Source organism: Natrialba aegyptia DSM 13077 (genome assembly GCF_000337535.1).
Lineage (GTDB): Archaea > Halobacteriota > Halobacteria > Halobacteriales > Natrialbaceae > Natrialba > Natrialba aegyptia.
In genome coordinates this window covers 1-12468 of sequence record NZ_AOIP01000014.1, presented here as the reverse complement: position 1 = coordinate 12468, position 12468 = coordinate 1, and the positions used below count along the sequence as shown (strand labels likewise).

Here is a 12468-nt window from a genome sequence, read left to right as displayed (position 1 = left end):
GGCCGGGCATCGCTCTGCGACGCTCGACCGGCCGGAACGAGAGAAGCGCCGCTTTGGAGGTGCTACTACCCATCAGACAGGCATCATCGCTGTATCGGCGGAACGTTCTCGGTATCGGTCGGACGAACGCGACGGCACTCGAGGGAGGTGAGCGGCCGTGTCCATCGTGAGCGACGTGCTCGGTAACGGAATCTTCGTCGTCTTTCTGGCGCTCGTCGTCGGCATGGCGGTCGGGCGCGTCACCGTTCGAGGCGTCTCGTTCGGGGTCGCCGGCCCGCTCTTTGCGGGATTGGTACTCGGTCACCTCGGACTGACGGTCCCGCCGTCGTACTCCGGCCTCGCACTCGCGCTGTTCGTCGCCTGCGTCGGGTTGATCGCCGCCGAAGACATCTCCGGGGTTATCCGGACCTACGGCCCGTACTTCGTCGTCCTCGCGGCCGTCATGACCGCGTCGGGTTTCGCGGTTACCGCCCTCTCGGCGACGGTCCTGTTCCCCGAGACGAACACGCCGTTGCTCATGGGTGCGTTCACCGGCGCGCTGACGAGCAGCCCCGGTCTCGCGTCCGCCCTCGACGGTCTGTCCGGTAGCGCACAGGCATCGTACCAGATCGGACACTCGATCGGCTACGTCGTCGGTGCCGTCCTCATCGTCCTCTTTCAGCAACTCTATCCTCGATTCGCCGGCCTCGAAATGGACGCGGAGCGTCGACGGTACGAAGCCGACGTGGACGGAGCCGAATCGGGTTCCGACGACTCGCCAATCGAGCGGGTGTCGTTCAGCCTCGTCGGATTCGGACTCGTGCTCGCGGTCGGCGTCGTACTCGGGTCGATCCCGCTCCCGCTCGGTCCGCTCGGCGCGCCGACGCTCGGAACGACCGGCGGCGTCATCATCGCCGCGCTGGTGCTCGGCTACTACGGCGAACTCGGGCCGGTCACGCTACGGATGGACCGGACGATCCTCTCGGAACTCCGGTCGCTCACGCTCGGCTTATTCCTCGCGACGGTCGGCATCGAAGCCGGCAGCGGGCTCGTTCAAACGGTCGCCGAGTACGGCGTTCAGATCGTCCTGGCGTCGGCGTTGACGAGCCTCACCGCGATTCTCGTTGGACTGGCCGTCACGCGACGGCTCTGGGGCCAAGACTGGATCACGGCCGCCGGCGGTATCTGCGGCGGCCACACCGACACGAAAGGCCTCGCCGCGGCGATCGACGCTACCGACGCCGACGAGGTCGGTGCCGCCTACGGCAACACCTACCCCTTCGCCCTCCTGTTCATGGTACTGTACGCGAAGGTGCTGGTGTTGCTCGTCCCCGCCACGGTCGGCTGAGAGTCGCCCCCGAATCTCGGTTCCGGAACGGTTCGCAGGGGTGACCGCACGGCGTGGCATCGTCCCCCGAGCTTGATATTCTCGCTCCCGTACCACTAGCCATGGTCGACGTACTCACAACCGAGCTCAGCCGCTTCGTTCGTGCAGCCGGTCCCGACCCCGACGACACGCTCGCCGAGATGGACGAGTTCGCCCGCGAGGAGGGCTTCCCTCACGTTGGTCCCGAAGTCGGTGCCTTTCTCCGATTCGTTGCCCGTCTCACCGACGCCGAGCGCATCTTCGAGTTCGGCTCGGGCTATGGCTACTCCGCGTACTGGTTCGCCGAGGCACTTCCCGCTGACGGCGAACTCGTCCTCACCGAAGTCGACGAGGCTGAACTCGAGCAGGCCCGCGAGTATATGACTGCTGGTGGATACGACGACGTTGCGCGATACGAACTCGGCGACGCACTGGAGACGGTCGAGCGATACGAGGGGCCGTTCGACGTGGTGTTGCTCGACCTCGAGAAGCACCGGTACGAAGCGGCGTTCGAGGCCGTCCGCTCGAAGGTTCCGGTCGGTGGCGTCGTCATTGCGGATAATGCAATTTCGGCCGGTAGTATCGAGTTCGAGGCGCTACTGGAAATGGTCGAGGCGGCGAACGGCGGCGAGGAGAGCGCAAGCAGGGTTGCGGCCGAGAGCAACGAACACACGCGCGGAATCGCGTCGTATCTAGAGCGCGTTCGAGAAGACCCGTCGTTCGAGACGGTCGTCGTGCCCCTCGGCGAGGGAATCGCGGTGAGTTACCGCGTCGAGTAGTCTGACGGCTCGCTCTCGATGCTTTGCTCGTCGAGAGTCTCGGTACTGACGGTTGTCCCGTACTCGCGGAACCCGAGGAACGCGGTCGTCGAACAGGCGGTCAGGAGCAGTGCCCACGTCGCCGCGGTGACCGCGATGACGAGCACGGCGGTCGGACCGGGAACGGCGGCACCGATCGTCTGGAGACCGATGACGTGCAGGGTAGCGACGGCGAGGAATCCGGCCCAGAGGACGAGTGCCAGGGAAGCAAGCGTGCGCCGAGAAACGCTGTTTGCGTACTTGGCGAGCGTGTAGACGCCCGCAATGGCGAGTGTCGTCGCGCCAAGCGTTGGGCCGAGTTCGTCGACGGAAGCGCTCAAAGCGCCCGCGACGCCGAACAGGGCGAGCGAGACGGCGACCAGGAGTCGATCCGAACGTGTTGGTGTCAGGATCACGTCGTGCACCGCTTTGCTGGCACCTATAGCTGGGTGGCTATATAGCTGTTGGCTCCGGTATACCAGTATGATAGACGGGCGCACTGACGGGGATACGGCGGTGACGCGCGTCGAACCGGGGCAATCAGGTGACCGATCCCCCGACGGGGGTGGACCCATGTTGTTCGGCCGAGTTGCGAATGGCACGTGCACCTGCCGGTCGAGGGTGCGGTCGCGCCGGTCGACGGGTTCGGCCCGATCGGTCAGGGTGGATGAACGCGTAACTTTACTGTCGTCCACACCAAGGCACAGCCATGTCCTATCGGAAAGTGAACTACGAGGAAGTCGAGCAGGTGTCGAGTGCGATGCACTTCCTGAGCGATCCGCTCGAAACGGAACAGGTCGGCGTAACGGTTGCCCGTTGTGATCCGGGCTGGAAAAGTAAGCCACACGACCACACTGACAACGATCACGAGGAAGTCTACGTCCTCATCGAGGGCGAAGCGACAGTCGTCGTCGACGACGAACCGGTCGCGATGGAAACCGGCGATGCGCTCTGGATTCCGCCAACGTCGACGCGCCAGATCCAAAACGGTGACGACGAAAGCGCGTTCGTCCTCGTGAGCGCACCGAGTATTCAGGACGACGATGACGACAGCGAGTGGCCCCTCTCCGGTTTTGCCGGGTGACTGTAGTCGGTAGCTCCGCTCCCCGCTCCCATCACTTCGGCACCCACTGCGTACGGTTCGTACAACCGAGACGGAAGATATGTAGAAAGAACAATTAGTTCTCACACGAGTGCAGTCGTGTGATGGTTCCCGCTGGACACCTGCTGGTGACGCTGCCGACGCCGGCGACGATCATAGCGCCGACGATAGAGATGGCGACGATAACACCGAGCCAGAACCGCATCACACACCCTCCGCTATGAGCCGTCGACAGATCCTCTGTATAAGTCGCGATCGGTCGACGCGAGCAACGCTGACGCTCGCACTGACGGATGCACCCGTTAGCGTCGCCGTTGCACGGGAGCCTGCCGTGGCTATCGACCGTCTCGAACGGGACCCGGTCGACGCCGTCGTCATCGATGCGGGAACGATTTCGGACGTTCCGGCCGTCCGCAGCACCCTCGAATCCGTCGCGCCGGATCTCTCGATATTCGGCTACTGGGATGCAGATTGCGGCGAGACGACGCCGGTTCTCACCGAACTCTCCGCATCCGACCCGGCGACGGCTCCCGCAACGGATCTCGCACAGCCGATTCTCGACAGTATCACCCCGAGTTCGACCGCGGATCGCCGCCCTGAACTCGTCGAAACGATCCGGTGTGAATTGGCCGATGCGATGTCGCCGCGAACCGTCGAGCAGGTGCTTCGCACGACGTTTACGGCAAGCGATGCGTTCGTGTTCGCCTGGGCTGGCGAGTACGACCGCGGTGAGCAGTCTGTCGTGCCCTGGATCACGGACCCCGAGGCGACCAGTTGGCCGACACACCGGACGTTTCGAGTCGGCAACGGTGCGAATCCGTTGCTCGAACGCGCGCTGTACACGCAGACCTTACAGACCGCCAGTACCGACGCCACGCGGTCGATTCCGTTTGCCGATCGCGCCCGCGAACGCGACGTGCAGGCGGTGGCAGTTTCGCCGCTTGCAACGTGTGAGGAGCGCTACGGCGTGCTCGTGGTGTACGCGGCCACGGCGCTGTCGACGGCCGAGCGGGAGACGATTCGGTCGGTCGCCAAAGTGGCCTCGCACGTCCTCGAAACGATCGCGATCCGCGGCCAGCTCGAACAGCAAGAGCAGACCCTGCACCGGTACGAACGCCTCGTCGAGACGGCAGGGGACGGCATTTACGTCCTCGATGCGGCCGGCCACATCATGACGATCAACGACGCGATCGTCGAGATGACCGGCTACACGCGCGAGGGACTGCTCGGCGAACACGCCGACTTGCTCTTCGACGAGTCGACCATCGACCGTGCCGAAACGGCGATCGGCTCGCTGCTCCGAAGCAACGACCGTTCGACGACGATCGAGGCCCCGCTCGAAACGAAGTCCGGAGCCCGGATTCCCTGCGAAGTCCAACTCACCGTCCTCGTCCACGACGACGAGTTCAGCGGCTGCGTCGGCGTCGTCCGAGACGTTACCGAGCGCAAGCGAAACGAGCGCCGCCTTCGCGAGCAGAACGAACGCCTCGACGCGTTCGCCCGCATCGTCAGCCACGACCTGCGCAATCCCCTCGGCATCGCCCAGGGCTATCTCGAACTCGTCGCGGAGACGGAGTCGCTCGAGCACCTTCCGACGGCTCGGCGCAGTCTCGACCGCATGGAGGCAATTATCGACGACGTGTTGGCGATCGCTCGCGACGGCGCGTGGGCGAGCGAAACGACGTGCGTCGATCTCGAATCGGCCGCGACGGAGGCCTGGAACCACGTCTCGACCGGCGGGGCGATGCTCTCGATCGTGGATACGATGACGCTCACGGCCGATCGCTCCCGACTGTTGCGCGTCTTCGAGAACCTGTTTCGGAACGCGATCGAACACGGCTGCAACGGCGACGAGTCCGAGCACGAACTGACCGTCCGGGTCGGCACACTCGAGTTCGACGCGTGTTCGCTCGCGGCGGACGAGATCGAGAACGGCACCGGCGGAGAACTGGAAGCGGACGACCCGTGCGGCTTCTTCGTCGCGGACGACGGGGCTGGCCTTCCCGACGAGTTCGCCGCCGCTGCCGAACTCTTCGATCCCTCGGTGTCGACCGACGCGGACGGCCTCGGTATCGGACTCTGGGTCGTCCGCGAGGTCGCGGCGGGCCACGACTGGCGCGTTACCGCGACGGAGAGCGAGGCCGGCGGCGCGCGGTTCGAGTTCGTCACGGTGGCCGGACGATCGAGTTCGTGATCGGAGTCGTCAACGAGGCCAAACGAACGGTGGGACTGCGCGACTGCGCGACCATCCGTCTAGAACGGGTGTCCAACGTGTCGCGGGCGACGGAAGAGTGATGCGAGCAGACAGCAGTGCTCGAACGAACGACTGCGCCGAACAGAAGCTCGCAGTTCGACTCGAGACGCCCGCCACACGCTGTGATCGGATCGACCACGCCGGAATCGAAAGCGTTCAAGAACCGCAAGAGACACGCGAGAGCGTTTCTCGTCGCTCTCAGTCGGACACCGTCGCCTTCTACTGCCCTTCGAACGCCGGTTCGCTACCGAAAGACTCGCTGTGTTCGTCTTTCGACGGTCGCCTCACTTCCTCACTTCCTCACTTCCCTTCGAACTCCGGCTCACCGTCGCCCATGAACGCCGTAATGCCCTCCATCAGATCGTCCGTCGCCATCAGGTGGCCGAACGCGGAGGATTCGTACTCGAGCCCCGCCTCGGTGTCGTCGCGGCCCGCGAGCATCGCGCGCTTGGTGAACTTCTGGGCGATCGGCGGCCCGCCGGCGAGATCGGTCGCCAGGTCGAGTGCCTCGTCGACGAGTTCGTCGTTGCCGACGAGTTCGTTGACGAAGCCGAACTCTTCCATCGTCGCGGCCTCGTAGCGCTCTGCGGTGAGGATGATCTCCTTCGCGCGGCCCTCGCCGACGATGTGTTTCAGGCGCTGGGTACCGCCCCAACCGGGGAGCAGGCCGAGATCGAGTTCGGGCTGGCCGAACTCGGAGCGGTCGCTCGCGACGCGCAGATCCGCGCAGGTGGCCAGTTCCATGCCGCCGCCGAGACAGTAGCCGTCGATAGCGGCCACGACCGGCATGTCGCAGGCTTCGAGCTTGCCGAACGTCGACTGGCCTTTCTTCGAGAGTTCGACCGCGCCGATGGGGTCGGCACCGCCGGCGGCCATGCTCTGCACGTCGGCACCAGCGGAGAAGGCCTTCTCGCCCTCACCGGTAATGAGGAGCGCACGGATTTCCTCGTCGTCCTCGAGCAGGTCGATGGCCTCGGAGAGTTCGGCCAGCAGGTCGTCGCTGATGGTGTTCATGCGGTGCGGGCGGTCGAGGACGATGTGTCCGACCATGTCGCCGGGGTACTCGACGCGGATGGCGTCGAAGTCGACGCCGGCCCCGTCGTCAGCGGACTCGTAGAAGCCGCCTTCGTCGGCGCGCTCCGCGAGGTAGTCGGCCGGCGCGTAGCGCTCGTGGCCGGTCTCGTCGTAGGCGTCTTCGAGCGTTTCCAGGAGCGGTTCGAGACCGAACTCGTCGACGAGTTTGACCGGGCCGTCGGGGAAGCCGGCACCGAGCTGGACGGCTTCGTCGATGGACTCCGGCGGGGCGACGTCGTTACCGATCAGCTTCGCCGCCTCGTTGGCCATCGTCGCGAGCAGCCGTTCTTTGACGAACTCGGACTGCTCGTCGGTCGGGATGTCGACGCCGTCGCCGTCCTCGTAATCGTAGAAGCCCTTGCCGGTCTTCTTGCCGAGTTCTTCGTTTTCGACTTTCGTTTCGAGGAGCGGAGCCGGCTCGTAGGCGTCGCCGAGCACCTCGTGCATGTACTCGAGGACGTGGTAGCTCACGTCGTTGCCGACCTGGTCGCCGAGTTCGAAGCTGCCCATCGGCAGACCCATGTCGTATTTCGTCGTCGAGTCGACCTCGGCGATGGTCGTCTCGTCCTCGCTGACGAGCCAGCTGGCCTCGTTCATCAGGGGGACGAGGATGCGGTTGACGATGAAGCCGGGCGAGTCCTTGTGGACGCGGACCGGCGTCTTGCCGAAGTCTTCGGCGAGTTCCTCGATCACGTCGAGGGTGTCCTCGGCACTTTCCGCGCCGGAGATGACTTCGACGAGTTGCATCCGAACCGGCGGGTTGAAAAAGTGCATCCCGCAGAACTGCTCGGGACGATCCGTCACGTCCGCGAGTTCGGTGATGGAGAGACTCGAGGTGTTCGTCGCGAAGATGGCGCGGTCGGGTGCGTGTTCCTCGACCTCGCCGTAGACGTCCTTCTTGATCTCCATCTTCTCCGGGACGGCCTCGATGATGACATCCGCATTGCCGACGGCCTCCTCGACGTCGACCAGCGGCGTGACGCGTTCGAGCGCGGCATCGGCGTCGTCCTGGCTGAGCTGGTCGTTCTCCGCGAGCTTGTTCAGCGACCACTCGATCTGCTCGTAGCCGTTCTGGACGAACTCGTCTTTGATGTCGCGAAGTGCGACCTCGTAGCCCGCCATCGCGGCGACCTCCGCGATGCCGTGTCCCATGTTCCCCGCGCCGAGAACTGCGACGGTGTTGATGTCTTCCAGTTCCATGAATAATCATGCAATGGGCACCCGTTTGAACGTTTCCCTCTTCCGGGTTAGAAACTTTCTTTGCGTTTATAGCCGGTTACAAAGCTCTTTATCGCTCGGATAATAACGATTGACCATGGAATTCGGTCTCACCGAAGAACAGGAGCAGATCCGCGAAGAGGTACAGCGGTTCGCCGAAAACGAAATCGTCCCCATCGCCGAGGAGTACGACGAACAGGAGAAATACCCCCACGACGTCATCGACGAGGCCGCCGAAATGGGCCTGACCGGCTCGTACATCCCGATCGACTACGGCGGTGCCGGCTACTCCATCCTCGATACCGCGATCATCACCGAGGAACTGTTCTCCTACGACCCCGGAATCGCGCTGTCGATCATCTCGACCTCCTTCGGTTGCGAGGCGATCATGAACTTCGGGACCGACGACCAGAAGAAGCGCTTCTTAGAGCCCGTCGCGCTCGGCGAGAAAATCTCCGGTGCTGCGATCTCCGAACCCGACACCGGCTCCGACGTGTCCTCCGTCTCGACCCGCGCCGAGAAGGACGGCGACGAGTGGGTGATCAACGGCAACAAGATGTGGATCACCAACGGGACCGTCGGCGACTTCTTCGTCGTCCTCTGTAAGACCAATCCCGACGCACAGGGCCGGTACAACGGCTTCAGCCAGATCGTCGTCGAATCCGATCGCGACGGCTTCTCCGCCGAGAAGATCACCGGCAAACTGGGCATCCGCGCCTCGGACACGGCTGAACTCGTCTTCGACGACGTGCGCGTTCCGGAGGAGAACCTCATCGGCACCAAAGACGCCGCGTTCATGCAGCAGATGCAGTTCTTCGACGAGACCCGCACCGCCGTCGCCGCACAGGGCGTCGGCATCGCCAAGGGTGCCACCCGCGCCGCGCTCGAGTACGCCCAGGACCGCGAACAGTTCGGCCAGTCGATCTCGGAGTTCCAGGCCATCCAGCACAAACTCGCCGAGATGGCGACGAACACCGAGGCGGCCCGCAACCTGACCTACAAGGCGGCCTGGAACGTCGACCAGGGCGAGGACATCACCAAACTCGCTTCGATGGCCAAGGAGTACGCCTCCCGAATCGCCGTCGAGACCGCCGACGAGGCCGTCCAGATCCACGGTGGGGCCGGCTACGTCAACGACTTCCCGGTCGAGCGGTTCTACCGCGACGCGAAGATCACCCAGATCTACGAGGGCACTTCAGAAATTCAGAAGAACGTCATCGCACGCGAGATGCTCGGCAAGGGCTTCTAGAACCAAACTGTTGCTCTGCGTCGGTCGCTTCGCGGCCGTACTCGGCAAAATATCGAAGCTTCCTTCTTGAGGCGATCCGCGGCGAGGATGTAGAAGGGGCCGTCTTCGTAAGGGACGCTAGTCGTCGCTGGGACCGGGAGCAGGATTTGGGTTGTCGTCTACGGGAGTTGCAGCTTCGGCGTCGAACAGCGGGCTCTGTTCACCGGGGACGAACGTGTTGAGGACGAGCGCCGACAGCGCGGTCAGGATCACCGGCTCGCCGAAGAACGTCTGAGCTGCGTTCGGAAGCCCGCTGATCGCTTCCGGGGTCGTCGCGATACCGAGGCCGAGGCCGAGCGAGACGGCCACGATAACCATGTTCCGCCGGTCGAGTTCAGTGTGCAGGACGATCAATCGGAAGCCGCTGGCGGCGACCATCCCGACCATCAGCAGGGTGGCGCCGCCGAAGACGGCGCTCGGGATGGTCGTGACGACGGCACCGATTTTCGGGCTGAGACCGAGCACCGCAAGGATGACCCCGCTGATGCCGACGACGTGGCGGCTCATCACGCCCGTGAAGGTGATAATACCGACGTTCTGGGAGAACGAGGTGACGGGGAAGGTGGCGAAGACGGAGCCGAGCGAACTCAGCAGACCGTCGGTAAAGAGGGCCCCGCGGAACTCGCGGGTGTCGGGGTTTCGCCCTTCGGCAGCGGTCACGCCGGACATGTCGCCGACGGTCTCCATCGCGGAGACGAGAAAGAGGAAGGCGAAGACGAGAATCGCGATCGGTTCGAACTCGAACCCGAAGCGGGTCGGCGACGGAACGGCGACCCATGCGGCCGCTCCGATCGGCGAGAAGTCGACGAGGCCGACCGCGACCGCGGCGACGTAGCCGACCGTGATCGCGACGAGAATGCTCAGCAGACGGGTGATTCCGCGCGTCAACATGTTGAGCCCGACGGCGATGGCCAGAACCAGCGCGGCCAGTCCGATGTGGTGGAGCGCGCCGAACTCGCCGGCTTCGTGGGCGGCGGTGCCGCCGGCGGCGTAGTCCATTCCCGTCGGGATCAGGTACAGTCCGATGATGACGACGACGAGACCGGTGACGAGCGGTGGGAAGAAGGGTTTGATGCGGTTGAACTGCCAACCGATGAGTCCTTCGACGGTGAAGCCAGTAACGAGGATCGCACCGAACACCGCGGCCATGCCGAAGTCTGCGCCGATCGTCGTCATCGCGCCGAGGAACGTAAAACTCGTTCCCATAACGATCGGCAGTTTCGCGCCGACGGGGCCGACCGTGTAGGCTTGGACGATGGTCGCCAGGCCGGAAAACAACAGCACCATCTGGACGATGTAGGCCGTATCGGCACCGCTCAGTCCGACGCTGCCCGCGACGATGTACGCCACCGCCGTCGCCGGCACGATCATGACCGCGACGTGCTGGAGTCCCAGCAGGATCGACTTCGGCAACGGCGGTTTCTCGTCGAGTCCGTACTCGAGGTGAATGCCATCCCCGGATTCGTTCGACATCTATAGGAATCACCTTGCAACCGAGAGGTAAAAGGTCTCGTATATGCGCTCAGACCGAACCCCATCAACCGTATTTTAATCCATAATCGTGCACATCTGAGCGCGACAAGGAGCAGGAGAGCTACTCGCCGAACCCATCATATATCTAATAATAAAGAGGGTTTCGCTCTCGAAACCGAGTTCAGCAGTGCGATGAGTGAACGGTAACGTCCCCGTCTTCGACTGTGATGTCGATGAGGCTCGTCGCCTCGAACGGCGTCTCGTCGAGGGCGGACGGGCCGACCTTTCGCATGACGACGACGATGTCAGCAATTTCGGCTCCGATGTCGTCGAGCGCCGTACAGATTGCCGCCAGGGTGCCGCCGGTCGAGAGCATGTCGTCGATGATGACGACGCGGTCGTCGGGTTCGACGTCGTTGATGTACATCTCCGACTCCGAGTAGCCCGTCTCCTGGTGGAGCGATACCTCGCCCTCGAGGCCGTACTCTCGTTTGCGAATCACGACGAGCGGAATGTCGGTTTGTAGCGACACCGCGGTTGCGAGGTGGATGCCCATCGCTTCGGGGGCGACGATCTTGTCGACGTTCAGGTCGGCAGTTTGCATGACCTCGACGACGACCTCCCGCAACAGCGCCGGATCGAGCACCGGAACGCCGTTGCTGATCGGGTGGACGAGGTACTCGTAGCCGTCTTTGTCGATGATCGGCGCGTCGTCGAGCGATGCGAGGAGTCGGTCCATGTCGTGGATTGGGGCAATCGCGGCAAAAGCGGTTCGTTCTCGACTCCGAGCGGAGCGGCCTCTCGCGTTGGATATTCGACAGTGGAGTTTCCACCGTCGTTCGGCTCGTGTTGAACGAATCGCGTTCCATCGCTGGTCGCTCCGGATGTTCGCCTCACGGGCGTGGCGATGGCGTTATCAGTCGCTGTCCGAATCCGAATCGGTATCCCCGTCGTCGGTATCGGAGTCCGAGTCGGTATCGCCATCGTCAGTATCGCTGTCCGTGTCGCCATCGCCCCCGGAATCGGTGTCGGTGTCAGTGTCACCGTCGTCCGAATCCGAGTCCGAATCCGAATCCGAATCCGAATCTGTATCACCGTCACCGGAAGCCGGCCCAGCAGTCGCATCACTTCCGGACGGCGGGTGTATCAGCGCCGTCTCCGGTTCGGCTGAACCGGCGTCGGTGTCGGTCTCGGGAACCCGATTCCGCCGTGATTCTTTCACACCCTGACGGTCGCGCTCGCTGTCACCCGCCTCCCAAACCGAGTTCACCTCCAGCAGATACAATGCGACCGGCGGAACGACGTAACAGGCGATCGCAATCGCGGCAAACCAGGGGTCGATAAAGATGAGAATCCCGAAGATCGTGAGTCCGGCCGCAGTGGCTGCGTGGATCGCCGTCTTCGTATAGCCGCGGTAGAACTCCCAGAACTCGCGGAGTTCCGTTCTGATCCGTGCTGTTGCCGGCTGTCCCATACCGTTCGGTACGCCATCGAGCGGGAAACCATTTGTCGCGTGAACCCCTAGTGCCGACAATGAGAGAGTTCGTCTTTGCACTGGAGTACGAACCGGGAACCAACCCGGTCGCCGACGTGCTCGCGGACTACCCCGAGATGTCGGTCCGCTCGCTGTCGTGTCACGTCAGCGCCGATAGCCTCTGGCGAGTCGACCTCGCGACCGGACCCGACGCGGCGCTCGCCGAACTCGAACGGGCCTACGAGACGGCCGACTACTTCGCGGACTGTCTCGTCAAGGACCACTGCGGGGCGGATTGTGAGGTGCAGGTCCTCGATCGATCGAGCGATACGCTCGTCGTCTACACCTACTGGGAGCGAACCGAAGTCTGCACGTCGGTCCCCCACGTAGCCCTCGAATATCTGGGCGAGGGGCTGCTCTTCGACTGTCTCTTATACACATCT

General features: G+C 63.7%; 11 protein-coding genes and 1 pseudogene. 6 read left to right on the top strand and 6 right to left on the bottom strand.

Annotation, left to right across the window (positions count from 1 at the left end):
• Nucleotides 1-157 precede the first annotated feature (157 nt).
• Together C480_RS03000 and C480_RS02995 are read left to right on the top strand one after the other, a co-directional pair.
• Nucleotides 158-1327 carry an aspartate-alanine antiporter-like transporter gene (locus C480_RS03000; RefSeq protein WP_006664141.1) on the top strand — a complete coding sequence of 390 codons (1170 nt, stop codon included), beginning with the start codon at nt 158-160 and terminating at the stop codon, nt 1325-1327.
• Nucleotides 1328-1428: 101 nt separating this feature from the next.
• Nucleotides 1429-2124: an O-methyltransferase gene (locus C480_RS02995; protein ID WP_006664140.1), complete on the top strand. Its 696-nt coding sequence runs from the start codon at nt 1429-1431 to the stop codon at nt 2122-2124.
• Here the strand turns inward: C480_RS02995 and C480_RS02990 are convergent.
• A complete protein-coding gene (locus C480_RS02990) occupies nt 2109-2567 on the bottom strand; it encodes a hypothetical protein (RefSeq protein ID WP_006664139.1) in 459 nt (152 codons plus the stop codon). The genes C480_RS02995 and C480_RS02990 overlap by 16 nt on opposite strands.
• 284 nt (nt 2568-2851) lie before the next feature.
• Between C480_RS02990 and C480_RS02985 the strand changes: the two genes are divergently transcribed.
• Nucleotides 2852-3226: a cupin domain-containing protein gene (locus tag C480_RS02985; protein WP_006664138.1), complete on the top strand. Its 375-nt coding sequence runs from the start codon at nt 2852-2854 to the stop codon at nt 3224-3226.
• Between the two features lie 94 nt (nt 3227-3320).
• Here C480_RS02985 and C480_RS24470 read toward each other — a convergent pair whose 3' ends face one another.
• Nucleotides 3321-3449, bottom strand: coding sequence for a hypothetical protein (locus C480_RS24470; protein WP_006664137.1), 129 nt, complete (start codon nt 3447-3449; stop codon nt 3321-3323).
• A 15-nt stretch (nt 3450-3464) separates the two neighbouring features.
• On the opposite strand from C480_RS24470, the gene C480_RS02980 reads away from it, so the two are divergent.
• The gene (locus C480_RS02980) at nt 3465-5438 is read left to right on the top strand and encodes a PAS domain S-box protein (RefSeq protein ID WP_006664136.1); all 1974 of its coding nucleotides are present in this window, start codon (nt 3465-3467) and stop codon (nt 5436-5438) included.
• Nucleotides 5439-5798: 360 nt separating this feature from the next.
• On the opposite strand, the gene C480_RS02975 is transcribed toward C480_RS02980, so the two are convergent.
• Complete coding sequence (locus C480_RS02975; protein ID WP_006664135.1) at nt 5799-7772, bottom strand: 3-hydroxyacyl-CoA dehydrogenase/enoyl-CoA hydratase family protein; 1974 nt, start codon at nt 7770-7772, stop codon at nt 5799-5801.
• A 115-nt stretch (nt 7773-7887) separates the two neighbouring features.
• Here C480_RS02975 and C480_RS02970 point away from each other — a divergent pair, with 115 nt between their 5' ends.
• Complete coding sequence (locus tag C480_RS02970) at nt 7888-9039, top strand: acyl-CoA dehydrogenase family protein (protein WP_006664134.1); 1152 nt, start codon at nt 7888-7890, stop codon at nt 9037-9039.
• A gap of 117 nt (nt 9040-9156) precedes the next feature.
• Here the strand turns inward: C480_RS02970 and C480_RS02965 are convergent, their stop codons facing one another.
• From C480_RS02965 to C480_RS02955, 3 genes are all read right to left on the bottom strand, one after another.
• Nucleotides 9157-10551: a uracil-xanthine permease family protein gene (locus tag C480_RS02965; RefSeq protein ID WP_006664133.1), complete on the bottom strand. Its 1395-nt coding sequence runs from the start codon at nt 10549-10551 to the stop codon at nt 9157-9159.
• A 181-nt stretch (nt 10552-10732) separates the two neighbouring features.
• Nucleotides 10733-11290 carry a hypoxanthine/guanine phosphoribosyltransferase gene (gene hpt, locus C480_RS02960; protein ID WP_006664132.1) on the bottom strand — a complete coding sequence of 186 codons (558 nt, stop codon included), beginning with the start codon at nt 11288-11290 and terminating at the stop codon, nt 10733-10735.
• A 177-nt stretch (nt 11291-11467) separates the two neighbouring features.
• Nucleotides 11468-12025 (bottom strand): hypothetical protein, encoded by a 558-nt coding sequence (locus C480_RS02955; RefSeq protein ID WP_006664131.1) that lies wholly within the window; start codon nt 12023-12025, stop codon nt 11468-11470.
• A 59-nt stretch (nt 12026-12084) separates the two neighbouring features.
• Here C480_RS02955 and C480_RS02950 point away from each other — a divergent pair.
• A pseudogene (locus C480_RS02950) lies at nt 12085-12468 on the top strand (helix-turn-helix domain-containing protein); the annotation flags it as partial.

What these genes read in the sequence shown, in the direction of transcription:
- C480_RS24470 (WP_006664137.1), bottom strand. Translation starts at nt 3,449, where the DNA reads ATGCGGTTCTGGCTCGGTGTTATCGTCGCCATCTCTATCGTCGGCGCT.
- C480_RS02985 (WP_006664138.1), top strand. Translation starts at nt 2,852, where the DNA reads ATGTCCTATCGGAAAGTGAACTACGAGGAAGTCGAGCAGGTGTCGAGT.
- hpt (WP_006664132.1), bottom strand. Translation starts at nt 11,290, where the DNA reads ATGGACCGACTCCTCGCATCGCTCGACGACGCGCCGATCATCGACAAA.
- C480_RS02970 (WP_006664134.1), top strand. Translation starts at nt 7,888, where the DNA reads ATGGAATTCGGTCTCACCGAAGAACAGGAGCAGATCCGCGAAGAGGTA.
- C480_RS02955 (WP_006664131.1), bottom strand. Translation starts at nt 12,025, where the DNA reads ATGGGACAGCCGGCAACAGCACGGATCAGAACGGAACTCCGCGAGTTC.
- C480_RS02995 (WP_006664140.1), top strand. Translation starts at nt 1,429, where the DNA reads ATGGTCGACGTACTCACAACCGAGCTCAGCCGCTTCGTTCGTGCAGCC.
- C480_RS02980 (WP_006664136.1), top strand. Translation starts at nt 3,465, where the DNA reads ATGAGCCGTCGACAGATCCTCTGTATAAGTCGCGATCGGTCGACGCGA.
- C480_RS02965 (WP_006664133.1), bottom strand. Translation starts at nt 10,551, where the DNA reads ATGTCGAACGAATCCGGGGATGGCATTCACCTCGAGTACGGACTCGAC.
- C480_RS02975 (WP_006664135.1), bottom strand. Translation starts at nt 7,772, where the DNA reads ATGGAACTGGAAGACATCAACACCGTCGCAGTTCTCGGCGCGGGGAAC.